The sequence below is a fragment of the Anaerolineales bacterium genome, from assembly GCA_030583885.1.
GTDB lineage: Bacteria > Chloroflexota > Anaerolineae > Anaerolineales > Villigracilaceae > Villigracilis.
Genome location: CP129480.1, coordinates 1,587,874 through 1,611,501, shown reverse-complemented (window position 1 = coordinate 1,611,501; position 23,628 = coordinate 1,587,874). Strand labels below are relative to the sequence as shown.

At 53.7% G+C, this 23,628-nt stretch carries 23 protein-coding genes; 17 read left to right on the top strand and 6 right to left on the bottom strand.

Annotated elements, in window-relative coordinates; genetic code table 11:
* Window positions 1–15 precede the first annotated feature (15 nt).
* The 6 genes from QY332_08050 to QY332_08025 form a co-directional block, all read right to left on the bottom strand.
* Window positions 16–1,098: a L,D-transpeptidase family protein gene (locus tag QY332_08050; protein ID WKZ37880.1), complete on the bottom strand. Its 1,083-nt coding sequence runs from the start codon at window positions 1,096–1,098 to the stop codon at window positions 16–18.
* Between the two features lie 102 nt (window positions 1,099–1,200).
* Window positions 1,201–1,443: a hypothetical protein gene (locus QY332_08045; protein ID WKZ37879.1), complete on the bottom strand. Its 243-nt coding sequence runs from the start codon at window positions 1,441–1,443 to the stop codon at window positions 1,201–1,203.
* Between the two features lie 264 nt (window positions 1,444–1,707).
* Entirely contained in the window at window positions 1,708–2,106 is a 399-nt protein-coding gene (locus QY332_08040; GenBank protein ID WKZ37878.1) for a DUF2177 family protein, read from the bottom strand.
* 56 nt (window positions 2,107–2,162) lie between these two features.
* A complete protein-coding gene (locus QY332_08035; protein WKZ37877.1) occupies window positions 2,163–5,027 on the bottom strand; it encodes an alpha-amylase family glycosyl hydrolase in 2,865 nt (954 codons plus the stop codon).
* Between the two features lie 62 nt (window positions 5,028–5,089).
* Window positions 5,090–6,223 (bottom strand): hypothetical protein, encoded by a 1,134-nt coding sequence (locus tag QY332_08030; GenBank protein ID WKZ37876.1) that lies wholly within the window; start codon window positions 6,221–6,223, stop codon window positions 5,090–5,092.
* 162 nt (window positions 6,224–6,385) lie between these two features.
* On the bottom strand, window positions 6,386–7,513 hold the full coding sequence (locus QY332_08025) for an acyltransferase (protein ID WKZ37875.1): 1,128 nt from the start codon (window positions 7,511–7,513) through the stop codon (window positions 6,386–6,388).
* A gap of 446 nt (window positions 7,514–7,959) precedes the next feature.
* On the opposite strand from QY332_08025, the gene hisG reads away from it, so the two are divergent.
* The 17 genes from hisG to QY332_07940 all read left to right on the top strand — a co-directional run bounded on the left by hisG (window position 7,960) and on the right by QY332_07940 (window position 23,625).
* Complete coding sequence (gene hisG, locus QY332_08020; protein ID WKZ37874.1) at window positions 7,960–8,958, top strand: ATP phosphoribosyltransferase; 999 nt, start codon at window positions 7,960–7,962, stop codon at window positions 8,956–8,958.
* Window positions 8,959–8,966: 8 nt separating this feature from the next.
* Window positions 8,967–10,313, top strand: a complete 1,347-nt coding sequence (gene hisD / locus QY332_08015; GenBank protein ID WKZ37873.1) for a histidinol dehydrogenase — start codon at window positions 8,967–8,969, stop codon at window positions 10,311–10,313.
* Window positions 10,310–11,398, top strand: a complete 1,089-nt coding sequence (gene hisC / locus QY332_08010; GenBank protein WKZ37872.1) for a histidinol-phosphate transaminase — start codon at window positions 10,310–10,312, stop codon at window positions 11,396–11,398. Before hisD ends, hisC begins: the two co-directional genes overlap by 4 nt.
* Before the next feature lie 2 nt (window positions 11,399–11,400).
* Window positions 11,401–11,988, top strand: coding sequence for an imidazoleglycerol-phosphate dehydratase HisB (hisB, locus tag QY332_08005; protein ID WKZ37871.1), 588 nt, complete (start codon window positions 11,401–11,403; stop codon window positions 11,986–11,988).
* A 49-nt stretch (window positions 11,989–12,037) separates the two neighbouring features.
* Window positions 12,038–12,652 carry an imidazole glycerol phosphate synthase subunit HisH gene (gene hisH, locus QY332_08000; protein WKZ37870.1) on the top strand — a complete coding sequence of 205 codons (615 nt, stop codon included), beginning with the start codon at window positions 12,038–12,040 and terminating at the stop codon, window positions 12,650–12,652.
* Window positions 12,649–13,368 carry a 1-(5-phosphoribosyl)-5-[(5-phosphoribosylamino)methylideneamino]imidazole-4-carboxamide isomerase gene (gene hisA / locus QY332_07995; GenBank protein WKZ37869.1) on the top strand — a complete coding sequence of 240 codons (720 nt, stop codon included), beginning with the start codon at window positions 12,649–12,651 and terminating at the stop codon, window positions 13,366–13,368. Before hisH ends, hisA begins: the two co-directional genes overlap by 4 nt.
* Before the next feature lie 90 nt (window positions 13,369–13,458).
* A complete protein-coding gene (gene hisF / locus QY332_07990; GenBank protein WKZ37868.1) occupies window positions 13,459–14,214 on the top strand; it encodes an imidazole glycerol phosphate synthase subunit HisF in 756 nt (251 codons plus the stop codon).
* Window positions 14,215–14,230: 16 nt separating this feature from the next.
* Window positions 14,231–14,602 (top strand): phosphoribosyl-AMP cyclohydrolase, encoded by a 372-nt coding sequence (gene hisI / locus QY332_07985; GenBank protein WKZ37867.1) that lies wholly within the window; start codon window positions 14,231–14,233, stop codon window positions 14,600–14,602.
* Window positions 14,599–14,874 carry a phosphoribosyl-ATP diphosphatase gene (gene hisE, locus QY332_07980; protein WKZ37866.1) on the top strand — a complete coding sequence of 92 codons (276 nt, stop codon included), beginning with the start codon at window positions 14,599–14,601 and terminating at the stop codon, window positions 14,872–14,874. The genes hisI and hisE overlap by 4 nt, the downstream gene beginning before the upstream one ends.
* Window positions 14,871–15,983: a hypothetical protein gene (locus QY332_07975; GenBank protein WKZ37865.1), complete on the top strand. Its 1,113-nt coding sequence runs from the start codon at window positions 14,871–14,873 to the stop codon at window positions 15,981–15,983. The genes hisE and QY332_07975 overlap by 4 nt, the downstream gene beginning before the upstream one ends.
* A gap of 106 nt (window positions 15,984–16,089) precedes the next feature.
* A complete protein-coding gene (locus QY332_07970; protein WKZ37864.1) occupies window positions 16,090–16,836 on the top strand; it encodes a sulfite exporter TauE/SafE family protein in 747 nt (248 codons plus the stop codon).
* 22 nt (window positions 16,837–16,858) lie between these two features.
* Window positions 16,859–17,923: a DUF2270 domain-containing protein gene (locus QY332_07965; protein WKZ37863.1), complete on the top strand. Its 1,065-nt coding sequence runs from the start codon at window positions 16,859–16,861 to the stop codon at window positions 17,921–17,923.
* A 58-nt stretch (window positions 17,924–17,981) separates the two neighbouring features.
* Window positions 17,982–19,217 carry an NAD(P)/FAD-dependent oxidoreductase gene (locus QY332_07960; protein ID WKZ37862.1) on the top strand — a complete coding sequence of 412 codons (1,236 nt, stop codon included), beginning with the start codon at window positions 17,982–17,984 and terminating at the stop codon, window positions 19,215–19,217.
* Window positions 19,218–19,363: 146 nt separating this feature from the next.
* Window positions 19,364–19,648: a virulence factor gene (locus tag QY332_07955; protein ID WKZ37861.1), complete on the top strand. Its 285-nt coding sequence runs from the start codon at window positions 19,364–19,366 to the stop codon at window positions 19,646–19,648.
* On the top strand, window positions 19,645–21,660 hold the full coding sequence (locus QY332_07950; protein WKZ37860.1) for an ASKHA domain-containing protein: 2,016 nt from the start codon (window positions 19,645–19,647) through the stop codon (window positions 21,658–21,660). The genes QY332_07955 and QY332_07950 overlap by 4 nt, the downstream gene beginning before the upstream one ends.
* Window positions 21,661–21,705: 45 nt before the next feature.
* On the top strand, window positions 21,706–22,584 hold the full coding sequence (locus QY332_07945; GenBank protein WKZ37859.1) for a homocysteine S-methyltransferase family protein: 879 nt from the start codon (window positions 21,706–21,708) through the stop codon (window positions 22,582–22,584).
* Between the two features lie 45 nt (window positions 22,585–22,629).
* Window positions 22,630–23,625, top strand: coding sequence for a uroporphyrinogen decarboxylase family protein (locus QY332_07940; protein WKZ37858.1), 996 nt, complete (start codon window positions 22,630–22,632; stop codon window positions 23,623–23,625).
* Window positions 23,626–23,628: the final 3 nt, after the last annotated feature.

The following is a 23,628-nucleotide window of genomic DNA, read 5'->3' as shown; positions in this document are numbered from 1 at the left end:
AAAATCCAAAAAATATTAATAATGGATCTCGACCTTTGTACCAAACCCGCGGGTCGCAACGGCGTCGCTGGAGTGGATCGGCTTTACCCAGCGGAAGAGCCAGTTGGCTTCATCGTTCCGCATGTTGACACAACCCTTGCTCATGGGTGTGCCGAAATTTTCATGCCAGTAGGTTCCGTGGAAGGCATGGCCTTCCACGGTGAAGAACAAGGACCAGGGCACGCCGGGCAGGACATAATTATCCACATCCGCAAGCAGGTTGCCGGTGGTCTCACTGCTGAAATAACTGTTACCCATGTGCTTGGCAGGCACTTTATCCATAATGGAAAATGTGCCCGTGGGAGTGATGGTTTTTATGCCCGTGCCGGCCGTGGAACCGCCCGGCACGCCGCTGGAAACATTGGTCTGGAAAACAAGGTTGCCGTATTCATAGGCATACAACATCTGCGTCGAGAGGTTAAGCTCGATCAATTTCTGTTCGTGGGGCACATCCGGCGAGATCGGCTGCATATATTCAGGAGGCAATACCCGCAAATGAATGGCCGGCACAAAATACGAGACGTTGGAATCCAGTTCATCGAAGATGCGGTACCAGGGACCCTTGTAATCCGCCATTTCCGGCCCATCCTCCAGCGCCTCGACCCAATGGACGGAACCGTAATATAAGGGAGGCGCAATGGCCTGCCAGCCGAATGTTTTTGAAAAACGGTACGGCGTGGTAAATGGTACGGAGACTTCAGTGAGCAGTCTTTTGCCTTCGGGAATGGAACCGGGCGGCGTTTGATAAATGGTCTTCACACGGTGCAGGCGTCCGCGGTGCAGATAGCCCCCCCACACCCGATACCAGACCGGATTGTAGAGCGGCTCCTGCGCGGTCACTTCTTCATACACATGCACGAGTTCATCGCGATACCAGGTCAGTTCGATGCGGCTCTCATCCGTCGGCTCCTTGCGCACAGGCATTTGCGCGGTGGCGATCCGCACGACGAAGCTGTCGTCAAAATCGGTCAGCCCCGGCAGGAAGGGCGAAAACGCCAGCCCGCCCAGGGTCAGCCCGCTTAGCTTTAGAAAGTCTCTTCGAGAAAGGGATGGTTTCATGCGGAAAATTGTACACCATAATCTTTAAGATTTAATGAGAATGGCATGAACAAAAAAACTGCCACCCGCCGAACGGATGGCAGTCTGAAGTTTCAATTGGAATCAGGCTTCGACGGTATCCGCGATCATATCCTTGAGCAGGATCTCGAGCGCCATCGAATGGCCGCAGCGTTTATGGGTCAGGTAGAATTCACAATCACAGTTAAACACGCCGTTATCATAGGTTACATGGTGGTCGTTATTATCACCATGAAAGGTAAGTTCAAACTTGTTGAAGTGAAAGCGCGTGCGATCCTCAGCATATCGCTTTGCTTTTTCGATCTTGCCGATCATTCCGTAGTCCATGGCACAAGTCTCCTTTTTGTGTGAAATATAAAAAAAAGACACGCGGGAATATCGCGTGTCTGGTTCAACAAACCCTGGGTTCTCCGTAAAATAATCTCATATCGGCGTTACCTCTATACGAACGAGTATAGTATGTTTCAAAGGGCGAGTCAATATGAAAACGGATTTTTTAATGGAATCGTATGGGAACTGTAGGGATGAAATCATCCCAATCTCATAAACCGACTATGCGCAGTCCGCTTCAACCTTAACGGATGCCGGCCTCTATGAAACCCACCTCGTACCCGCCCAAACACTGACCAGCGTGACTGCCGCGCTGAGAACTGTTCCCCAGGCCATATCCACCACGGTCATCAGGACAGGCCAGTCTGTCAGTGTGGCGTGATTGGTCAAGTCATAGGTGGCGTACGTGACCAGCCCAAACAAGGCCCCGCGCAGGGCGGCTTGCCAGAGCGAACCCCCGCGCACGCCCGGCTCCACGGCAAAAAAAACCATCCCATACACGAACAGCAGGTAGAATAAGCCCGCCGCAAGGAAGTTGGGGCTATCTCCCATTAGGTGACCGATCTGTGAACGATAGAACGACGGAGCCACGAGTCCCAGCCAGAGGGAGTCAATGGCGAGAAAGCTGATCAATGTGATGAAGTAAAGCTTGAGTTTCATGACAGAGTTCCCATGCAACACACAGGCGGAGGCCCGCTTCCACCTGTGGAATTTATTTATTTGCTTTTTGTCTTGTTGACCGTCTTCCTTTTGGCAGCCGGTTTCACGGCGGATTTTTTCGCGGTCGTCTTTTTTGTCACGGCCGCTTTTGGTCTGGTGACGGTTTTCCTTCCCTTCGGGACATCCTTCTTGACAGAGGTTTTCTTCGTCTTTGTCTTGACTGTCGTTTTCTTTCCTTTCAGGGACGATGTCACTGCCGGTGTACGGGCAGCACGTTTCTTTTTGGCAGGCGCTTCCTTCACTGGAGTCACTTCGGCTGCTGCAAACAATTTCCTCCACTCGTCCTGCATGGATGGGACGCCTGTTCCTTTTAATTGGTCAAAGAGGATTTGCCACTCGGCCCCGTCCACGAAACGAAAGTCCATGAAGGCATGGCATTGATAGGCGCCGAGTTCCACGTACATGCCGTTTTCCCAGATCTCACTGCACGAACGGATATATTCCAATTGTGCGGCGTAATCCTTGAAGATGACATATCCCGCCCGCGGCAGGCCGATGCCTTCGGCGAGATTCTTTCGCTTAAGCCTGCCGGAGCCCTTATCCAGCGCGGCCGCGGAAGTGTTGATCCAGCCGCGGGTATCGGCAAATTTGTTGTGATAGACGACAAGTCCGCGCTCTTCGTTGTGCAGATTGGAATATGCAAAGACATCTTCATCCACGCTGCCGGCCGGGCGGGAAAAGTCGTAGAGCAGGAAGTGTTCGACATCTGCGAACAGGGATCGGCGGTGAAGAAGCGGGAAGATGCGCCAGGCGTGGGCCTGGGTCAAGCCGGCATCGGGTGTCTCCTGCCATTTCGGACGGCGGAATTCCATCCCATATTTTTCGGCAAAACCCTCCACCTGTCCGTGACCGAACATGGGCAGGCCGGGCAGGGTTGAAAGCAGGGTGCAAACGCCGAAGTATTTGTCGCTTTTTCCGAATTGCTCAACGGCGGTTTTTTCATCGGGGTTGTTCATGAAGTTGACATAACGCTTTAGAATCTGCGGGTCAAATTCAAGCGTGTTCTTGATGGCGAGGCGGTACCTGGCATTGTCCTCGTCGCGGAGCATGTGCATGAAGGCGGAGTTGTACACACGGTGCATGCCAAGCGTGCGGACGAAATACCCCTCCATCAGCCAGAAGGCTTCAGCGAGCAGGAGTGTATCGGGTACTTCAGCGGCAACACGGTCCACAACCTCGCGCCAAAATTCTTCAGGAACTTTTTCGTCAAATTCGGTCCTGGTCATGCCGTATTGCGAGCGGGAGGGGATCGTGCCGCCAGCGCCGGGTTCGGGGAACCACAAGCGTTGGACATGCTTCTTGGCCAGCGTCATGGCCGCGTCAAAGCGGATCACCGGGAAATTACGCGCCACGTGCAGGATGACTTGAATGACCGCCTCACGGACTGCGGGCTTGCTGTAATCGAGTTGAGCGGTATCGTTCCACGGGAGGGAGGTGCCGTCGTTGCCGTGATACACGTAGCGCGTTCGATTGCCATCATAATGATGAAGCTTGAAAACGACGGACGCATCGGAATGGTTGTAGTAGTGATCTTCCAACACGATCGCGGCACGAGGGTCATCCGAAAGGTTTTCGGAGTTGAAGGTGTAGGACGGATAGGGCTGAACATCCGTCGAGAGGAACCAATCGGGATGTTCGATAACCCAGGCGGAGTCAATGCCCATATGATTGGGGACCATGTCGGCGGAGAGGCGGATTCCGCGTGCCCAGGCGCGCGAGCGAAGGTTTTCCAATGCACCCCACCCGCCGAGGTCGCCGGCGATATCATAGGAATGGAGCGAATAGGCGGAAGCAACAGCGTCCTCCTGTCCCATGCGCTGTTTGATGCGCTGGGAGGCGCGGCTGCGTTCCCATAAACCGATCAGCCACAAGCCCGTGAAGCCGCGCGAGGCAAGCAGGTCCAGTTCTTCGTCGGGAATCTGCTCAAGGGTTTTAATCTCGCTTTGATACTGTTTGGAAAGCTGGTCGAGCCAGACGTAGGTATTTTTTGCCATTAATATCAGGCGCGGCATCCAATCCTTGTCCTGACTGTAGCGCTCGTATTCGGCATACTCGCCGCCATGGAACGTGGGCACGACGGTTTCAGCCGCCTGGGAATCGATTGGCCCATGGCGGCGAATGAGTTCTTCACGGAGAAAATCCACCCCGCGCAGGATGCGGACGGAAAATTCCTCACCGAGCAAATGTCCCCACTTGTCAACGATAAATTTCAACTGCCCCTCCAGCGAATCAGGGCAGGCCCTGATCGGCGCAGCGAGGATGTCATTGAGCGTCTCCCCCTGTTCAAACTCACCGTTTCCAAAGCCGGGCTGGCTGGAAAAAAAATCCAGCAATAATTGCATGAATTCCTTGTAGGCTGAGCTGCCCATGACCGATTCGTCGACCAGGTCTTTGTAGCGGTTCAGGGCCGGGTTTTTATTTGAGTTGTTGACCAGCAGCATCTCTTCGATGGTTGCCGCGCGCACGCCGCGTCCAAGGTCCCCAAGCTTTGGAACTTTAGTGGAGAGATAGATGCCTGCCGTTACCTCACCGCAAAAGACGGAAAGGGGGGGGAATTCCTCGGTGAAGCGGGTGAGGGTCAGGTCATAGTTCGAGCCGAGGCTGGACTGCAGCCTGCCCATGGCCCGGCCCATGACGCCGGTATAGCGGCTATAAAAATGCTTGAAAAGGATGTGATACGCCTCATCAAGCAGGGAAAGTGCATACAGGTCAGTGGCAGGCACGGGGTCTGGCCGGTGCACTGACATGTGGGCGGCAAATACACGGGCGGAGGCCAGATCCCCAAAAACAACGTGCCCGTCCGGGCGAAAAAAATCCCTTGAAAAATTGTATTTGAGGCGGGAGGCGCGGGAGATCAGCATGATAATAATGATAACCGATTAATGATTGGCAATATTACATTCATCAACAATGCGGACACATATTACGCGACCGCCCTACGATAGACACGATTATTTTTATATTCCACACCATTCAGGTTCTTCAAGTCCGCGCGCATTTGCTCGGTGGTCTCGGCAACCTGGGTCATTTCCACATGGACGAATTGCTTGAAATTTAACAGCGTGTTGCCCATTGCATAATACAACAACGCATTACCGCCATGTCCTTGATGTTCGGGCAAAATACCCATGCCATTCACAGCGACCGTATTCGTGCGGCGGACCTCCATCAAAATGTCGATCAACCCAAACGGGAACAACCTCCCCCGTGCGCGTTGAAGCGCGGCGGAAACGTCATGGAAGGCGAAGAGAAATCCGACCACATCCTCGCCGCGCGTGATGATTTTTATCAGGCGGTGGTCGGCAATCGTCATAATATTTTCGACCACAAAATCAATCTCGCGCTGGGTCAGTGGATAATATTCCCAGTTGCGTACAAAGGCATCGTTATACGCCCTGCCGATGCGGGCCGCCCATCCCAATAACTCCTTTTTGTTTTTGAAGGTTTTTATTTCAAGATGACCGCGCTCCATTACCCGTTCTGCAATCTTTTTGACGCGGTCGGGCATTTGGAATTTATCTGCGGGCAGATAACACGAGACGAAATCCACTTCCTTTACAAAACCCTGCGCTTCGATCAGTGACTGGTAGTGGGCGTGGTTGTAATTGAGCATGGTCATCGTCTGACGGTGTTCATGCCCAAAGACCAGCGTCCCATAGCCGTCCAGCGGACCCATGCCCTTGGGACCGATCACCGTATCCAAGCCGCGCGTTTTCGCCCAATCAAAGACGGTATTGAACAGGACGGATGCGGCTTCGATGTCGTTTTCACATTCAAAGAGGTAAAAATCCGCAGTTTTCTCGTTGTGATATGTGTTGAAAGGCTTGTTCTCAATCGCGGCAATGCGACCGACCTCTTTTCCATTGCGCACAGCCAGAAAAAAATCCACGTCCGAATGCTCATGAAAGGGATGTTTTTTGCGATTCAACTGGTTATATGCATCCACATTCAAGGGCGGAACCCACTGCGGGCAGTCCGCATAAATGCGAAACGGAAGTTCCACAAAACGTCTGACCTGCTTTTTATTCTCGGTATCCACTTTTTCGATGGTGAGCATGGGCATTTTTCCTGTTTTTGGGGATATATTCCAAGTATATAACACTGCGTAATCAAAAAGTCACCCAATATTTGATAAACCTTCCTCAAGCTGGCATAATTAAAAGTGGTGAGTTTACTGGCTTGCCATTCCGGAATGTGTCCATGATTTGACACATTCCAGTCACTGAGATTGGGGCTGACTGCGGGTATAGGCGGCAAGAGTATCTTTTAATCGAATCAGGGGATTTTCCATCAGGTGGTAACTTATGGAAGCGATGAGAATGGTCGCTGCAAGGGATATCAGTGTTATCTGAATTGGGGAGATATCTGCAAAGCCTCTTACATCGCGCAGACGCGCCGTAAACCAGATGAGCGGCAGATGATATACGTACAATCCATACGAAATCCTGCCAAGGTATCGCAAAGTCGGCAATTCAAGGAATTTTACAAAAAGGCTTTCATTCACAATACAATAAATCAATACGGCAAACCAATAGTTGAGCAGAGAATACGCCCACAGGAACTGATAGGCGTTCGGCATGGTAACCGGATACCCCAGCGATGAAAGGGATCCCACCTCCCCGGTAGCGAGATATTGGGTGGCAAATCCCGCGAACAGGAGAAAGCTTCCCAAATAAACAAGCTGGCTTCTGGCATTACGGATTGAAAAGCGGGAAATATACGCGCCGAAGGCAAAGGCGTCCACATGAGTAAATGGGAGGGGATACAGGGCAAGAGCCACCGGCTCCTGAAAATATTTGGACGCGCCTAAATTATAGATAAGGAAAAAAACTCCACGAAACAGGAGGCCGGAAAAAATCCCCGCGAGAAACAACTTTTTCAGGTATTTTTCAGGAACAAGAAAAATCAAGAGAGGCCAGACCAAATAAAACTGCTCTTCCACCGAAAGGGACCATAAATGCATTAGAAAGCCTGAAGGTTGAACCCCTCGGACAGCTGAATAAAAGTCATAAATATATAGGAATGCGTACAAAACCTGATCTTGAAACGCCTCCATCAAACCTGCCCGGTACGGGATGGAGATCAGCCAGGCTGCAATTCCCAGCATCAGGATCAGGTAAAAATAATAAAGCGGAAAAATTCTCAGAACCCGCCGGATATAGAATTTATACAGATAGCCCCCCAAATGCAAATTTTCCTTCATCCGCAGAAGGATAATCGTTATAAGAAAGCCTGACAGGACAAAAAACAACTGCACCCCCATCCAGCCGAATTCCAGGTAACCTGTATGCAGCCCAAAAAGGACCAAAAATGCAATTGCGCGCAGCCCATCCAAGCCGGGAATCATGTGATGCTGCCCTTATATTTGAGATTCAAGTTTCGATTGAAGCATGGGTAAAAGCAAACAACGTAGGAGGGAGAATCTTTTCATAGGTATGATATCCGCCTTGAGATTTTGGATGGTTTAAGTATACAACAAAACAGGCATGCAGCAACGCATGTCTGCGTGAAGGATTTGGTGGCTGCGATACCCAGCTGTTAATTTTCAAAAAAGGAGGGGGGGTGATTTCCTTATTGCCAAACAGCCTGAGCATTGGTATACTGTTCCCCACCATGAATTCCATGTACACACACGGCCATCATCATTTCACCAACCCCCTGATTGACCAGGCGGTCCATCTGTGTGTACGTGTGTTCAGGCAATAACAGCCCGCATACCCCGTTTCGCAGAACCCCGGTCAATGACCGGGGTTTTTTGTTTTCATTTTCAGCCATCCATCAAAGGACCCATGCATGCAATCACAACCGACCATCCGCTTATCGCTCCCATCCAAGGGCCGCCTGCAGGACAATGCCTTAGGTTTCCTCTCGGCGGCCGGGCTTCCCGTATTCAAACCCAACCCGCGCCAATATCAGGCGGAGGTGCCGGCCCTGCCCGAATTGGGTGTGCTCTTTCAAAGACCCGCCGATATCGTGGTCAGTGTCCGTCAGGGCAGTGTCGATTTTGGCATCACAGGCATGGATGTGCTTGAGGAAAAGCGCGGCGGAAATGGGGATGTGATCGTCCTGCACAATGCGCTTGGGTTTGGACATTGTTCGCTCATGCTGGCGGTGCCCGAGGCATGGAGGCATGTCACCGATGTTTCATCCCTCGAAAAATTCGGGGCGACATTGGGCCGTCCACTGCGTGTGGCGACAAAATTTCCCGTCCTCACCGAGCGGTTTCTGAATCAACACAGGATCGCGCACATGTTGATCTACGCGGAGGGCACACTCGAAACCGCACCGGCCATCGGGTATGCCGACATCATTTCCGACCTGGTCTCATCGGGGCAAACCCTAAAGGACAACCGTCTGCGCGCCCTGTCCGACGGTGTAATTCAGGAATCGCAAGCCGTACTGATCGCCAACCGCAGGACACTGCAGACCCATCCCGCCGCACTGGAGATGGCGCGTCGCCTGCTCGAATACATCGAGGCGCATCTGCGGGCGAAGGAGAACCTTCTCGTCATTGCAAACATGCGCGGGGAAAGCCCCGAAGCGATTGCTCAAAACCTTTTCACACAGACCACCGTCGGCGGGCTGCAGGGTCCAACCATCAGCCCGATCGTCACGCGTGAATCAAATCAGGGCTGGTATTCCATCACCATCGTTGTGCGCAGCGACCATCTTCCACAGGCCATCGGTGAACTAAGAAGGATCGGCGGCAGCGGCATCATCGTTTCGCCGGTCACCTATATTTTTGAAGAAGAACCGCCGCGCTACACCGCCATGCTGGCCGCACTGAAATAGGAGGCCTCATGCTCAAACAATATGATCCGAACACCGCAAGACAAACCATTCTCAAACGGACCCCGCCCAATGAATTTCCGGTCAGCCCGCGCGTGCTGGATGGCATTGAAAAACTCTTCGGCGAATCCTTGTCAGCGGAACAAGCCGTAACGCGCATCTTGAAGGATGTGCGGAGGAACGGCGACTCTGCGCTTCAAAGCTGGACACGACGCCTCGATGGTCTCGACCTCAAGCCTGCCCCTGTTTCGAAAGCAGCCATCCAGGCCGCATTGGACTCGATCACCCCTGCCCAATGCAACGCCCTCGAACAAGCCGCGGTGCGCATCGAAGCATTTCACCGCCATCAACCCGTGACTTCATGGTTTACAAACGAACTCGGCGGCACGCTGGGGCAGATCGTCCGCCCGATCCAACGCGTAGGCCTGTATGTCCCCGCCGGGACAGCCCCCCTGCCATCCACAGTATTGATGAGCGCCATCCCGGCGCGGGTGGCCGGTGTGAAGGACATCATGGTCGTCACGCCTCCCAATCGTTCGATGGCGGAAAAAAATCCGCCCGTTGACTCGATCATCCTGGCCGCCTGCGCCATCGCAGGTGTGGATGAGGTTCACCTGCTTGGCGGAGCGCAAGCCATCGCCGCTCTGGCGTATGGCACCGAATCCGTCCGCCCGGTGGACAAGATATTTGGTCCGGGCAATCTATTCGTCACACTGGCGAAGCGTCAGGTCTATGGTGTGGTGGGGATCGACGGGCTGGCGGGTCCCACGGAAACTGTTGTGATTGCCGATGAATCCGCCAACCCAGCCTGGGTGGCCGCAGACCTGCTGGCGCAAGCCGAACATGATTTCCTTGCATCTGCCATTCTATTGACGCCCTCACAGAAGTTGATCGGGACGGTGCAGGCGGAGATCGGAAGGCAGATCGAACAACGGGGGCGGGCAGAGATGATTGCTGCTTCGCTGGAAAATCGCGGAGGCGCCGTGCTGACTGCGAATCTGGAGGAAGCTGTGGAACTGGCAAATGAGTATGCTCCTGAACATCTTGCGCTTTCGGTACACGATCCCTGGCGCTGGGTGGAAAAAGTCAATAATGCCGGTGGCGTCTTTCTTGGGGAACATTCCTTCGAAGTCCTCGGTGATTACCTGGCAGGCCCCAGCCATGTCATGCCGACAGGCGGGTCTGCGCGTTTTGCGTCTCCGCTGAATGTATTGGACTTTGTGAAAATCGTCAGCCTTGTTGCGCTGGATGAAGGTATGGCGCAGGCAATAAGCCGAACTGCTGTAATCCTTGCAGAGGCGGAAGGTCTGGATGCACATGCCAGCGCCGCCGACATGCGTACAAGGAGATCTGCATGAAAATCCGCTCCCATCTTGAATCGCTCCCGCCGTACACACCCATCGAACCGTTTGAGGTTTTATCCGCCCGGCTTGGACGAACGCCAGATCAGATCGTCAAACTCGATGCAAACGAGAATCCCTACGGTCCGCTGCCGGTGGTACGCGAGGCGTTGGGCAAAATGGATTTTCCGCACATCTACCCCGACCCGCAAAGCCGTGCCCTGCGAAAATCCCTCGAAGAATTTACAGGCATCCCCGCAGAATATCTGCTGGCAGGCTCCGGCGCGGATGAATTGCTTGATCTGCTGATGCGCTTTTTGCTTGAGCCGGGTGATTGCATCTTGTCATGTCCACCCACCTTTGGGATGTATTCCTTCGATGCCGAACTGAACGCTGCCCGCTGCATTGAAATCCCGCGCAACACAGATTTTTCGCTGGATATGGAGTCCATCCGCAAGGCAGTGGAAGTACATCAACCGAAAATCTTATTCATTGCCTCGCCCAACAACCCGGATGGTTCCCTGCTCGATAAAAAAACAGCGGATGAGTTGTTGTCCCTTCCCCTGCTGGTCGTGCTGGATGAAGCCTACATCGAATTTGCAGGTGATGCCCTCGGCGCAAATTTGAGCCGTATTCGCGATGTGCCTGCGCGGGAAAACCTCGTTGTCCTGCGCACCTTCAGCAAATGGGCGGGACTGGCCGGGCTGCGGGTCGGATATGGCGCATTCCCCGCCTGGCTCATGCCAACCCTATGGAAGGCCAAGCAGCCGTACAACGTCAACGTGGCGGCGGGTGTCGCGGCGCAGGTGTCGCTGGCACACGCGGACCAATTGAGGAATGTTGTGGAGCATCTCAAAGCCGAACGGACAAGATTATTTTCAGCACTACAAAATATTCCCTTCCTACAACCCTATCCCACGCAATCGAATTTTATTTTATGCCGGGTCTCTGGAAGGGATGCCGTGGAACTCAAGTCCCGGCTGGCGCAGGACCATGGGATTCTTATCCGCTACTTCAATAAACCAGGCCTGCGCGACCACATCCGCATCAGTGTGGGCAGGCCGGAAGATTCGGAAGCGTTGATCAGGGCATTAAAGGAGTAAGCATGCGAACGGCAGAACTATCACGTCAAACAAATGAGACACAGATCGAAATTAAACTGGATCTGGATGGAACGGGCAAACACGAAATCTCCACAGGGATTGGTTTTCTCGACCATATGCTCACCCATCTCGCAGTGCATGGATTGTTCGACCTGTCCATTCAGGCAAAAGGGGATCTGCACATTGACACCCATCACACGCTGGAAGATGTGGCATTGGCATTCGGCCAAGCCTTCGATAAGGCGCTTGGTGATCGCAGGGGAATTGTCCGCATGGGGGATTCCTTCGCAGCGATGGATGAAACGCTGGCGCATGTTGCAGTGGATCTGTCGGGCCGTCCGTATGCCGTCATTCAAGCCGAATGGCATTCACCCTATGTTGGAAATATCCCAACCACTTTGTTTCCGCATTTTCTCGAATCGTTCGCGGTGGCATCCCGCTGCAATCTGCACGCGCGTATTTTATATGGACGTGATGACCATCATCAAGCCGAAGCCTTGTTCAAAGCCTGGGCGCGGGCGCTGGATGCAGCGACTCACATCGATCCACGCCGCGCGGGAAACATCCCATCCACCAAGGGAGTACTATAACTCCGCTGTCCGGCGGCCGGCTGTCCGGCCCCAGAAAAAGGATCGTGAAATGAAGGATGTCATCTTAATTGACGCGGGCACGGGCAATCTCCGCTCGGTGCAAAAAGCACTGGAAACCGTTGGCGCAATCGTCGTGCGTACGGACGATCCGCAAAAGGTTTTATCTGGAAAGAGGATTATTCTTCCGGGCGTGGGGGCGTTCGGCGATTTCATGTCCGGGCTGCGGGCACGCGGATTGGAAGATGCCATTAAGGACGCGGTTGGGCGCGGGATTCCACTGCTGGGAATTTGTGTTGGAATGCAGGCCTTGTTTGATATCGGCGAAGAGATGGGCGAACACCCTGGGCTGGGTCTGCTCGCCGGCAGGGTGGCGGCTTTCCCGCAAATGCCCGGGCTGAAGATCCCGCATACAGGCTGGAATCAGGTCGAGGTTAAGGAAGATGCGCCGCTCTTTAGGCAGGTCAAAACCGGGGCGTATGTGTATTTCAATCACTCGTATTATTGTCAGCCAGGAAGCCCGGCGGATGTTCTTGCGGAAATGGAGTATGGTTTAAAGTATGCATGCGCTGTGAAGCGCGGAAATATTTTCGGCGTTCAGTTTCATCCTGAAAAAAGTCAGCGTGTGGGTTTGCAAATATTGAAAAATTTTTTGGAGGCCGCATGAGTTTTATTGTTTATCCTGCCCTTGATTTGCGCGGCGGAAGGGTTGTGCGCTTGCAGGAGGGCGACCCCGCGCGCATGACAGCCTATAGTGACGACCCTGCCCAAACGGCACGGCAATGGTTGCAGGCGGGTGCGCGCTGGCTGCATGTGGTCAACCTCGATGGCGCCTTTGGCGAGAACGATCATGCAAATTGGTCCGCTCTTGAATCGATCTTAAAACTTGGTGCGCGCGTGCAATTCGGCGGCGGGATGCGCTCCCTGGATGCCATTGAAAACGCGCTTGCATTGGGGGTGGGCCGCGTGGTGCTCGGCACAATTGCGATTGAGCAGCCTCAAGTGATTGAAGATTCCTTGAAAAAATTTGGGGCGGAAAAAATTGCCGTTGCAATCGATGTACGTGACGGACTTGTGCGCGTGCGCGGCTGGAAAGGCGGCAGCGGAATTTCAGCATCGGACCTGGCGCTTCAAATGCGGACCGTTGGACTGCGCACCATCATCTTTACCGACATTCGCAGGGATGGTTTGGGCAGCGGGTTGAATATCCCTGCCACGCGCGAACTGGCTGATGTCAGCGGATTGGATGTGATCGCTTCGGGGGGTGTGCATACACGCGCTGATGTAACCTCGGCGCGTGAGGCAGACCTGGCCGGCGCGATCATTGGACGTGCATTGTATGAAGGGACACTTGATTTGAAGGAAGCATTGAAAGATTCCTGAAGACAAAGCACTCAAAGGCACGAAGGAAAAACATTTTGCAACTCCCCACTTTGTGTACTTCGTGCTTATTGTGTTTCAACAAGGAGAATTATGCTGGCAAAACGAATTATTCCCTGCCTCGACATCAAGGACGGACGTGTGGTGAAGGGCGTGAACTTCATCAACCTGCGCGACGCAGGCGACCCCGTGGAACAGGCGCGTCTCTACGATGAGCAGGGAGCGGATGAGCTGGTTTTTCTTGATATTTCCGCCACGAACGAGGGACGCAGGACAACGCTTGATCTGGTCGGGCGTGTGGCGGATACCGTCTTTATGCCGCTCACCGTCGGCGGCGGCATCCGTGAGGTGGACGATATGAGAAAGCTCCTGCTGGCTGGCGCGGACAAGGTCAGTATTAATTCGGCGGCAGTGAAAAGGCCTGAGCTGCTATCCGAAGGCGCAGCCCGTTTTGGTGCACAATGTATCATGCTGGCAATCGATGCGCGCCGCGCCGATGCGGGTTGGGAAGTGTACATCAACGGCGGACGGGTTCCAACTGGAATGGATGCAATCGAATGGGCAATACGCGCAGTGGAATTGGGCGCGGGCGAAATCCTGCTTACCAGCATGGATGCAGACGGCACACTCGCCGGCTACAACATCCCATTGACGCGCGCCATTGCAGGAGCCGTGTCTGTGCCTGTCATCGCTTCGGGCGGCGCAGGGACCTCCTCCCACTTTGCGGAGGTGCTTACGCAGGGCGGGGCGGATGCCGCGCTGGCCGCCTCCTTGTTCCATGACGGCAAGTTAAAGATCGCCGGGTTGAAGGGTGAGTTGAAAGCGCTCAACATCCCGGTCAGAATGTAAACATTGGAGAAAACCGATGCAGGAATTTTCGACTGAGATCAAATTCGATGCGAACGGCCTCGTCCCTGCAATTGTGCAGGATGCGGAAACAAATCAGGTGTTAATGATGGCATATATGAATGCCGAGGCTCTGCAGCTTACACTTGAAAAAAAGGAGACATGGTTCTGGTCGCGCAGCCGCAGCGAATTATGGCATAAAGGATGCACATCGGGAAATAATCAAAAAGTGATCGAGATCCGCGTGGATTGCGATGCCGATACGCTTTTAATTCTTGTTCAACCGGCGGGCCCCGCCTGTCACACAGGCGAACAAACATGTTTTTATAGAGGCATGCTCCTGAAAAGTTTTAATAATCCTCCAGGTCTCGCAAAAGGAAAAAATAAATGAGCATTCAATGGCTGTTCAACATCATCGAAGATCGCAAAAACAACCCCACCGAAACATCATACACGGCAGGTCTTTTCAAGGAAGGCCTGCCAAAGATCGCGCAAAAAGTTGGCGAGGAGGGCACGGAGGTTGTCGTCGCGGCGCTTGCACAGGATGATCAACGCTTCATTGATGAAATCGCAGACCTCACCTTTCACGCCCTCGTTCTATTATCGGCACGCGGCTTAACCCCCGCACACATCCTCGCCGAGCTGGAGAAACGTCACAAATGACAAGGATCATTTTGCTTGATATTGACGGCGTGCTTGTTCATCCCGGCGGGTACCGCGCGGCCTTGCGGGCCACCGTCCAACACCTTCTTGGTCCGCATGTTGAAGTTCAGGAAGATGCATTGACGGATCTTGAGAAGCGCGGAATCGCAAGCGAATGGGATATGACCCCGCTCATCATCGCTTCGTACTGGACCGATATCCTGTCCCGTCAACCCATGCAGAATCTACCCGACGACATCTCCGCTGCCGCCCATGAGATTCAACACAGGCTCAAGGCTATCGCGCCGATAGATGTATCCATCCCGGAATTTAACCTGGTCCATGGTCAGTACCCTGCAGAGACAGCCTTCCAAGCGGGTTGTTTTGCTTCCATTCCGCCCGGCTTGCGGAGGAATTTGTTGACCGCGACACGCGACGTCCATGCCTCGCATACCATGCGAATATTTCAACACTTCACGCTTGGGAGCAAAAACTTCACGGGAACCTACGGCCTGCCTGCAGAGATCGAAACTGAATCCTTTTTATCAACGCATGACAGATCCAATATCGATGATGAGATTCGGTCAAAACTTCGGCAGCCGAATCAACATGTGGCGGCGTTCACGGCCCGCCCGTCGGGACCGCCATGCGGGGTTGCAGGACCCCTCCTCGGTTATGCCCCCGAAGCGGAACTTGCGCTTGAGCTGGCCGGCCTGCAGGACATTCCCTTAATCGCATTTGGAAAACTGGAGTATCTTGCGTCACAATACAAACTGGACCCCGCAACTTTGGTCAAGCCATCCCCGCTTCAGGCATTGGCAGCCACTCTTGCTGCATGGACGGGTGAGGAATGGTCGTCACTGCAAGCCGCGTATCATTGGCGCGAAATGGACAATTTGAACGGGGGGTTCAGCCAGCTGCCAAAGGAATTTGAATTGATCGTTGTGGAAGATACAATGGGCGGGATTCGCTCTGTGAGAGCCGCGGGTGAGATTCTACAAAGAGCGGGTTTTGCTGTCACGGTCCGCACAATTGGGCTAACATCGGGCAGCCTTGCAAAGGCATCTGCGTTCGAGCACGGGCACGTGCAATATTTTGAAAATTGGAACGATTTGATATTTGAGTTATAGTTGCTATGGGGAAGGTTCAGCTTCCGTCGGTTCCATGCAATCATTCCTCGCCTGGAGAGAATCTGAATTACCATAAGCCTGTCAACAAAATGGCGCAGATGACTGAATGAACAGCATATTCCTCTATGTACTTGTATTCCTCATGGCAGTGATATATTCCAGTGCAGGGTTTGGGGGCGCATCGGGATATCTCTTCGTGATGAGTTTCTTCGGCATTCCCGCAAGCATCATGTCCAGCACGGCGCTGGTGTTGAACGTTTTCATCGCTTCAGTCTCGTTCGCCAGTTACACCCGCGCGGGACATCTGCGCCCGAGGCTGCTTCTCCCCTTTTTGATCACGTCCATTCCAGCGGCTTTCATGGGCGGTTACATCAAAATCGCACAGCAGACCTACACCACATTATTGTACGGGGCGCTTACCTATCTTGCATTTCGGATGTTCCTGTTCCCAACCCTCAGCGAATCCAAAAATTGGACTGCGCGCAGCATGCCCTTCTGGTCTGCTCTGGTCAGCGGCGCGGCGATCGGGCTGATCTCCGGCATTCTGGGGATCGGCGGTGGAATTTTCCTTTCGCCTCTCATCATCCTCATGCAATGGGGCGATTCCAAACAGGCGGCCGCGTCGGCAGGCGGGTTTATCGCGATCAACTCCATCAGCGGTTTGATCGGGCGGTATGCAAATGGTACACTGGTAGTTGGTGTGTTTGGTCTGCCCCTCCTGGCTGCCGGCCTGCTCGGTGCATTGATCGGGAGTCAATTGGGCGCGGTCAAGTTTTCAGGCCCGGTGGTGCGGCGCGCGCTGGGTGCAATCCTTATGATTGCGATTGGAACCTATTGGTTTAAGTTTCTATAAAATTGATGGAAGGCGATTCAAAATGGCGGTCAAATCCACGAAAGCACGAAAGAAAACAAAACAGGAGGAACCCGACGAGCCCGTATGGACCTATCGCGGCTATCATTTGAAAACCAGCGAGTTCGTGACCGCAATGGTACATTTTTTTCGCGCAGAGATCCAACGCGCAAATGTATGGAGACAAAGGCTCGACACGACCACGAACTGGGCGGTCGTTGTCACAGGTGCAACGCTTTCCATTGCGTTCAGCCAGCCCAACATCCACCACGCAATTATTCTATTAAATACATTGCTTGTCCTGTGGTTTTTGTTGATCGAAGCGCGGCGGTACCGTTATTATGAATTATGGAGTTACCGCGTGCGCTTGATGGAAACGGATTTTTACGCGGCGATGCTTGTGCCGCCCTTCCATCCATCCCCGGAATGGGCGGAGAACCTCGCGGAAAATTTGCTCACCCCAAGTTTTCCAATCTCGATGTGGGAGGCGTTTGGACGCCGCCTGCGAAGAAATTACTATTGGATATTTCTCATCCTGTATGCATCCTGGGCGGCAAAGATCTGGCTGTTCCCGGAACCGGTGCAAAGCCTGAGCGAGTTTGTGGGGCGCAGCGCGGTGGGCCCCATCTCAGGTGAGATCATGATCGTACTTGGTGTGCTTCTTTATACCGCGCTTGCACTTGTTGCAATCGGCACGGTCAATATGACCCGTGCCACCGGGGAGGTGCTTCCGCGCTTTGGCGATGAATCTGCGACCGCCGCGCCGTCCGCACAAGGCAAGCCGAAGGGATTGCGCGCCCTGCTCGCGCCTCGTCAACGCCGCCGACAATTGCTCGCGCTCATCATCACGGACAAACCTCAATCCGTATCCGACCGGATCCTCACCGACCTCAAACGGGGTGTCACCGCCATTTCAGGCAAGGGCATGTATACAGGCAAGGACCGTTCGATTCTCATGTGTGCGTTGACGGTGACCGAAGCCCATAACTTGAAATCCGCAGTTGCCAAGGAGGACCCGAAAGCGGTTGTCATCGTTTCGCCTGCGCAGGAAATCCTGGGCGGCGGGTTTGCCCCGCTCGAAGAAAAATAATCCCTGCCGTTGAACAGTGGATCGTCAGGGCTGGATCGAAGGTATACTCAAACCTCTTATGCCAAACTTGATCAGCACCAAATGGGACCTTATCGTGGCGGGCGGGGGACCGGCGGGCTTCTTCGCCGCGATCCGCTGTGCGGAGTTGAACCCGAAACTGCGCATATTAATTCTTGAAAAATCCAGCCAGACGCTGGGCAAAGTCCTAATTTCCGGCGGCGGTCGCTGCAATGTGACCCACGCCTGCTTCGACCCAGCGCAGCTCGTCACCTATTATCCACGCGGCGGCATGGCACTGCGAGGCGCATTCACACGCTTTCAAGCGTTGGACACGGTCAAATGGTTTGAAACTCACGGGGTGAAGTTAAAGACCGAAGCTGATAACCGCATATTTCCCATCACAGACTCTTCAAAGACCATTGCGGACATTCTGCTTTTCGAGGCAAAAAATGCCGGGGTGAAGGTGCATGTTGGCATGATACTGCTAAGGGCTGAGAAAAACCCAAAGGGTGGATTCAAGCTCGAGATCAAAAGAGAAGCGGAAGTTCTTCCTCTCCAAACAAAAAAATTACTCATCGCCACGGGCAGTGATCCCAAAACGCGTGAGATCGTCAAATCGCTTGGGCACACTGTTGAAGAACCTGTGCCTTCCTTATTTACATTCAACATCAAAGACAAACGCATAGACGGGCTGGCAGGCGTGGCGGTTGAGAACGTAACCCTCAAGATGGATTCGCTCACGCAGCGTGGTCCGATGCTTATCACCCACTGGGGATTGAGCGGTCCCGCCGTGCTGAGGCTTTCCGCCTGGGGGGCGCGCATTTTGTTCGACAAAAAATACCGCTCCAGCTTAACTGTCAACTGGCTCGGCGACTACAAGCTGGATGCCGCGCTGGAAATTTTACAGCGCAACAAGAACTGGCCTGAAAGTGCACGCAAGAAAATTGCGGCGCAACCCGCCTTCTCGCAAATTCCGATACGCTTGTGGAAACAGTTAACTCAATTCATTGGCGATAAAAACTGGGGCGATGTTTCCAAAGCCGAACTGCTAAAACTTGCTGAAGAATTAACCGCGGGCGAATTCATGATCCAGGGCAGGGGACAATTCAAGGAAGAGTTCGTCACCTGCGGCGGCGTCAATTTGGATGAAGTGGATTTCAAGACCATGCAAAGCCGCATCGTCGAAGATCTCTTCTTTGCCGGGGAAGTGCTGGATATTGACGGCATCACGGGCGGTTTTAATTTTCAGTCCGCGTGGACAACAGGCTGGCTGGCGGGGAATGCCATTTCATAAGTAGGGCCGACCTTTCCATACCAATCAAGACACCTTGTTTTCACTGGGCGGGTCACCCTTACGACCTATTTTTCCATTGACCATCTGCCCATCCTCCCGTAAAATCTCCTCTTGGAAATTATATATAATTTAAGAGGTTACACGCAATGGCAAAATACCGCATTATGTACTGGAAACACATCCCGCAATCCTTTACCGTGGAGGGTGATGGCCGCACGGTTAAGAAACAACTCTCCCAAAAAATCCAGGACAAAATTGACGCGTACGCGATGGCCGTCGGCGCGACATCCACAACAGATTATGCGAAGGAATACAAACGCGGCGATTGGATCGAACGTGACGGTTCTCCCGAAGAAATAGCGGCTGCGCTTCTTTCCGAGCTGGAAGCTGAGTTTGCCAAAATTGAAATTCCACGCCGGGAAAGTGCATGACAAAAAAACATACCATCATCCTGCAACCCTCCGGCAGCCGCGGTCAGGTGGACGAAGGCATGTCCGTTCGTTCTGCCGCACGCGAACTCGGCGTGGAGATCGAATCCATTTGTGCCGAGAATGCCACCTGCGGCAAGTGCATGGTTTTGATCGAGGAGGGCCGCTTCGAAAAGTACAACCTTGATTCCAAACGCGGGAACCTCTCCCCCGTTTCCACCGAGGAAGCGGCGTATTTTGCGCGCCGCCCCAAGTTATTGAAAGACAAAGGCTGGGAAGTCGGACAGGTGCGTCTTTCCTGTCAGTGCAAAATTCGCGGTGATGTGCTGATTAATGTCCCCGAGGAAAGCCGCGGAAATAAACAGATCATCCGCAAGAGCGCCAGTAATCGTGAGATCGAGGTCAAGCCTGCTATTCGAAAATATCTGGTTTCGATGACACCGCCCAATTTGGAACGTCCCATTGCGGATTGGGAACGCCTCGCCAAGGGGCTCGAAACCTCCATGGCACTTGTCCGCGGTACGGATGAAAAACTCCCGCGCTGGCATGACCTGACCATTGATTATCAATGCCTGCGGATGCTTTCAGCCACGTTGCGCGAAGCAACCTGGAATGTGACCGTTTCGGTCTGGCAGGACAGGGAAGTCATCGAAGTGCAGGCTGGATACGTGGAAGACAGCTACGGCGCGGCAGTGGACATTGGTTCAACAACGGTCGCTCTTTATTTGTGCAATCTCCGCACCGGTGAAATGCTTGCGGCTGAATCCGAGATGAATCCGCAGATCGTGTATGGCGAAGATGTCATGTCCCGCATTCAGTATGCCATCGAGCATCCGGACGGCCTGGAGAAATTGCACAAGGCGATCATCGCCACGCTGAACAAACTGCTCAAACAGGCTGCAAGGACAGCGAAGATCGAAACCGAGGAAATCCTGGAAATGGTCCTGGTTGGCAACTCAACCATGCATCATATCCTGCTCAATCTACATCCAAAAGATTTGGGGCTTGCGCCGTTCGTGCCTGCGATCCACAAATCCATGGATGTGAAGGCACGCGAACTGGGTCTGCATATTAATCCCTGCGGCAATATTCATGTACTGCCCACCATTGCTTCCTTCGTCGGCGCGGATACCAGCGCAATGATCGTCGCAGAGGAACCGCACAAGCAGGATGAGAACTGGCTGTTGATCGATGTCGGCACAAACGCAGAATTGATCCTAGGCAATCGCAGGCGATTGGTTTGCACATCTACACCCACGGGACCCGCGCTCGAAGGCGCACACGTTGAATATGGAATGCGCGCCGCGCCCGGCGCAATCGAACGCGTCCACATTGATGAGACGACGCTCGAGCCTCGTTATAAAATCGTCGGCGAGAATGAATGGAACAGCGGCAAGGCCAAGGGGATATGCGGTTCCGCCATCATCGATTCAGTGTCGGAGCTGTTCCGGGCGGGGATCGTGGATTCTCGAGGCAAGTTCAAGCAGGGGCTGGAGTCGAGCCGTATTCGAAAGGGAGAAAGCGGCTGGGAGTATGTCATTGCCTGGGCGGAGGAAACCTCCATCGGACGCGACATCCCCATGACCCAGCAGGATGTGAGACAGATCCAATTGGCAAAGGCTGCCTTGTTCACCGCGGCACGGACATTATTAAAACGCAGCGGTTTGGAATCTCCTGATAAAATCATTCTCGCCGGCGGTTTTGGGAGTTACATCGACAAGGAAAAAGCCATGCTGATCGGCTTGATCCCCGATTGCGAGCTGGACAATGTCTATGCGGTCGGGAACGCGGCAGGCGATGGCGCGCGCATTGCGTTGTTGAACGTCGAGAAGCGAAATGAGATCGACAGTGTGACGCGCAAAGTGGAACGCTTCGAATTGCCAACCGACCCTGAGTTCCAAAACCAGTTCATGCTGGCAACGAGCTTCCCGCACATGAGCGAGCCGTTTCCGCACATCGCGCATCTGATCCCCAATCGCAAAGCGGACCCGATGGCGAAGAATTTTTTGAAATAAATTTTGTAGGGGCACAGCGGCGCTGTGCCCCTACCGAGGTGACAAATGAATAAATTTCTAGAACGATTGAACGGCGGGGAAATTCTCGTTGCGGATGGGGCAACGGGCTCGAATTTGCAAAGGATGGGACTCAAACCAGGCAAGCCGCCGGAGGATCTCATCATTGACGACCCGGATACGATCCTCAACCTTGCATCCTCCTTCGGCAAAGCCGGTTCGGACATCATCCTGACCTGCACCTTCGGCGGGACTCGCATGCGCATGAAGGACTCGAAGTATCAGGATCGCACACCCGAAGTCAACATGCGCGCGGCGGAGATCGCCCGCAAAGCCGCTTCGTTGAACAATGGACTGGTGGCTGGTTCAATGGGACCCGTCGGCGCGATTATCAAGCCGTATGGTCCGCTGGAGTTTGAAGATGTGAAAGCGACCTTTGCCGAGCAAGCCAAAGCACTTGCTGAAGGCGGCGTGGATTTGCTGGTCATCGAAACCATGTTCGCAGTCGAAGAAACGACCGCCGCATTCGAAGGCGCAAAGTCCGTGACCGATCTGCCGATTGTCGTTTCATTCAGTTATGACCGCGGCACGCGTTCGATGATGGGCGTCAAGCCGAAGGATGTCATCAAACGCTACACCGAGATGGGCGCGACCATGATCGGCGCCAATTGCGGAACGACGCTAGAAAATATGGAGGCGGTGGTTCAAGAATATGCGGCAACCATGCCGAACTTCCCGCTGTGGGTCAAGCCGAACGCGGGCGTTCCGCACATGGATATCGAGACCGAGCAGGGCGTGTATGACATGGGTCCCGAGGATATGGCAACTTTCTCAAAAAAATATGTTGAGCTGGGAGCAAAGGTGGTGGGCGGCTGCTGCGGGAATACAGCGGAACATATCGCGGCGATCGTGAAAGCAGTGAAATGATAAGGTAGGGGCGGAGCGTCGCTCCGCCCCTACGGATTTAATGCAATGCGCGAAAAAATTCTAGCCCTTCTCCATGGAAAAAAAAAGGTTGACACCCAACCCGCCTTCAGCGGGTTGATTCACGTCACGGCGGAGGGGTTGGCAAGCGAAGGGCTGGCGTTCAACGAAATATGCACGGATGCACTCAAGATGGCCTCGGCGGCGGCGAGCACGTTCAAACTGACGGGGATGCCGTCCGCGGCGCTGCCGCTGGATCTATGTGCGCCTGCGGAGATGCTCGGCGCGGAATTGCGCTACTATCCCGAGGAGGAGTTTCGTTTTCCGCAGGTAGGGAAGGTACAGTTTGAGTCAACGGAAGAAATCACCACGGAGAACACAAACAGCACAGAGATCCTTGAGATGGGGAGAGCAAGGCTAATTTGCGATGCCATTCAGTTGGTGAAGCAGGATGTTGGAAAGGACATCGTTATTTCGGGGATGCTGCCCGGTCCGTTCACGCTGTTGCTCTATGTGTGCCGTCCTAAAAATGTTTTCATCGAGATCAAGAAAAATCCCGAAGCGGTTTCAACCGCCCTGTTTCATCTCTCCTCTTTTCTTGCAAAAGTAGGGCAAGCCTACCTCAACGCAGGCGCGGACTTTATCACCCTTCATGAGATGGGCGGCTCGCCGGGCTTTATCGGACCGAAGCCGTTCGAGAGTCACATTTTGCCTGCGCTTCAAAAATTGACGGGAGAACTGCCCCGCCCTAGTGTAATTTCAGTCTGTGGAAAAACGGATGCAGCCTTGAGTCTGCTCACGCAAACCGGCGCGGATGCCGTCTCGATTGACCAGATGACAGATCTCACGGCGGCGCGGGCTGTGTTGAAAGGCACCTTGCTGTTCGGGAATCTCGACCCCGTGAGGACGTTGTCTGCGGGGGATAAGGCTGAGGTGGTCGAAGATGTTCAAAGAGCGAAAGAGGCCGGCGTGGATGCCGTCTGGCCGGGCTGCGACCTCGTCGTCCAAACCCCCACCGAAAATCTGAAAGCAATCCGACTATAATTC

Coding starts and splice junctions, on each gene's coding strand:
- hisD (WKZ37873.1), top strand. CDS start 8,967: ATGCTCAAACAATATGATCCGAACACCGCAAGACAAACCATTCTCAAA.
- hisG (WKZ37874.1), top strand. CDS start 7,960: ATGCAATCACAACCGACCATCCGCTTATCGCTCCCATCCAAGGGCCGC.
- QY332_07950 (WKZ37860.1), top strand. CDS start 19,645: ATGACAAAAAAACATACCATCATCCTGCAACCCTCCGGCAGCCGCGGT.
- QY332_08050 (WKZ37880.1), bottom strand. CDS start 1,098: ATGAAACCATCCCTTTCTCGAAGAGACTTTCTAAAGCTAAGCGGGCTG.
- QY332_07960 (WKZ37862.1), top strand. CDS start 17,982: ATGCCAAACTTGATCAGCACCAAATGGGACCTTATCGTGGCGGGCGGG.
- QY332_08035 (WKZ37877.1), bottom strand. CDS start 5,027: ATGCTGATCTCCCGCGCCTCCCGCCTCAAATACAATTTTTCAAGGGAT.
- QY332_08040 (WKZ37878.1), bottom strand. CDS start 2,106: ATGAAACTCAAGCTTTACTTCATCACATTGATCAGCTTTCTCGCCATT.
- hisF (WKZ37868.1), top strand. CDS start 13,459: ATGCTGGCAAAACGAATTATTCCCTGCCTCGACATCAAGGACGGACGT.
- QY332_07945 (WKZ37859.1), top strand. CDS start 21,706: ATGAATAAATTTCTAGAACGATTGAACGGCGGGGAAATTCTCGTTGCG.
- hisE (WKZ37866.1), top strand. CDS start 14,599: ATGAGCATTCAATGGCTGTTCAACATCATCGAAGATCGCAAAAACAAC.
- QY332_07975 (WKZ37865.1), top strand. CDS start 14,871: ATGACAAGGATCATTTTGCTTGATATTGACGGCGTGCTTGTTCATCCC.
- QY332_08045 (WKZ37879.1), bottom strand. CDS start 1,443: ATGGACTACGGAATGATCGGCAAGATCGAAAAAGCAAAGCGATATGCT.
- QY332_08030 (WKZ37876.1), bottom strand. CDS start 6,223: ATGCTCACCATCGAAAAAGTGGATACCGAGAATAAAAAGCAGGTCAGA.
- QY332_07955 (WKZ37861.1), top strand. CDS start 19,364: ATGGCAAAATACCGCATTATGTACTGGAAACACATCCCGCAATCCTTT.
- hisA (WKZ37869.1), top strand. CDS start 12,649: ATGAGTTTTATTGTTTATCCTGCCCTTGATTTGCGCGGCGGAAGGGTT.
- hisB (WKZ37871.1), top strand. CDS start 11,401: ATGCGAACGGCAGAACTATCACGTCAAACAAATGAGACACAGATCGAA.
- hisH (WKZ37870.1), top strand. CDS start 12,038: ATGAAGGATGTCATCTTAATTGACGCGGGCACGGGCAATCTCCGCTCG.
- hisC (WKZ37872.1), top strand. CDS start 10,310: ATGAAAATCCGCTCCCATCTTGAATCGCTCCCGCCGTACACACCCATC.
- hisI (WKZ37867.1), top strand. CDS start 14,231: ATGCAGGAATTTTCGACTGAGATCAAATTCGATGCGAACGGCCTCGTC.
- QY332_07965 (WKZ37863.1), top strand. CDS start 16,859: ATGGCGGTCAAATCCACGAAAGCACGAAAGAAAACAAAACAGGAGGAA.
- QY332_08025 (WKZ37875.1), bottom strand. CDS start 7,513: ATGATTCCCGGCTTGGATGGGCTGCGCGCAATTGCATTTTTGGTCCTT.
- QY332_07940 (WKZ37858.1), top strand. CDS start 22,630: ATGCGCGAAAAAATTCTAGCCCTTCTCCATGGAAAAAAAAAGGTTGAC.
- QY332_07970 (WKZ37864.1), top strand. CDS start 16,090: ATGAACAGCATATTCCTCTATGTACTTGTATTCCTCATGGCAGTGATA.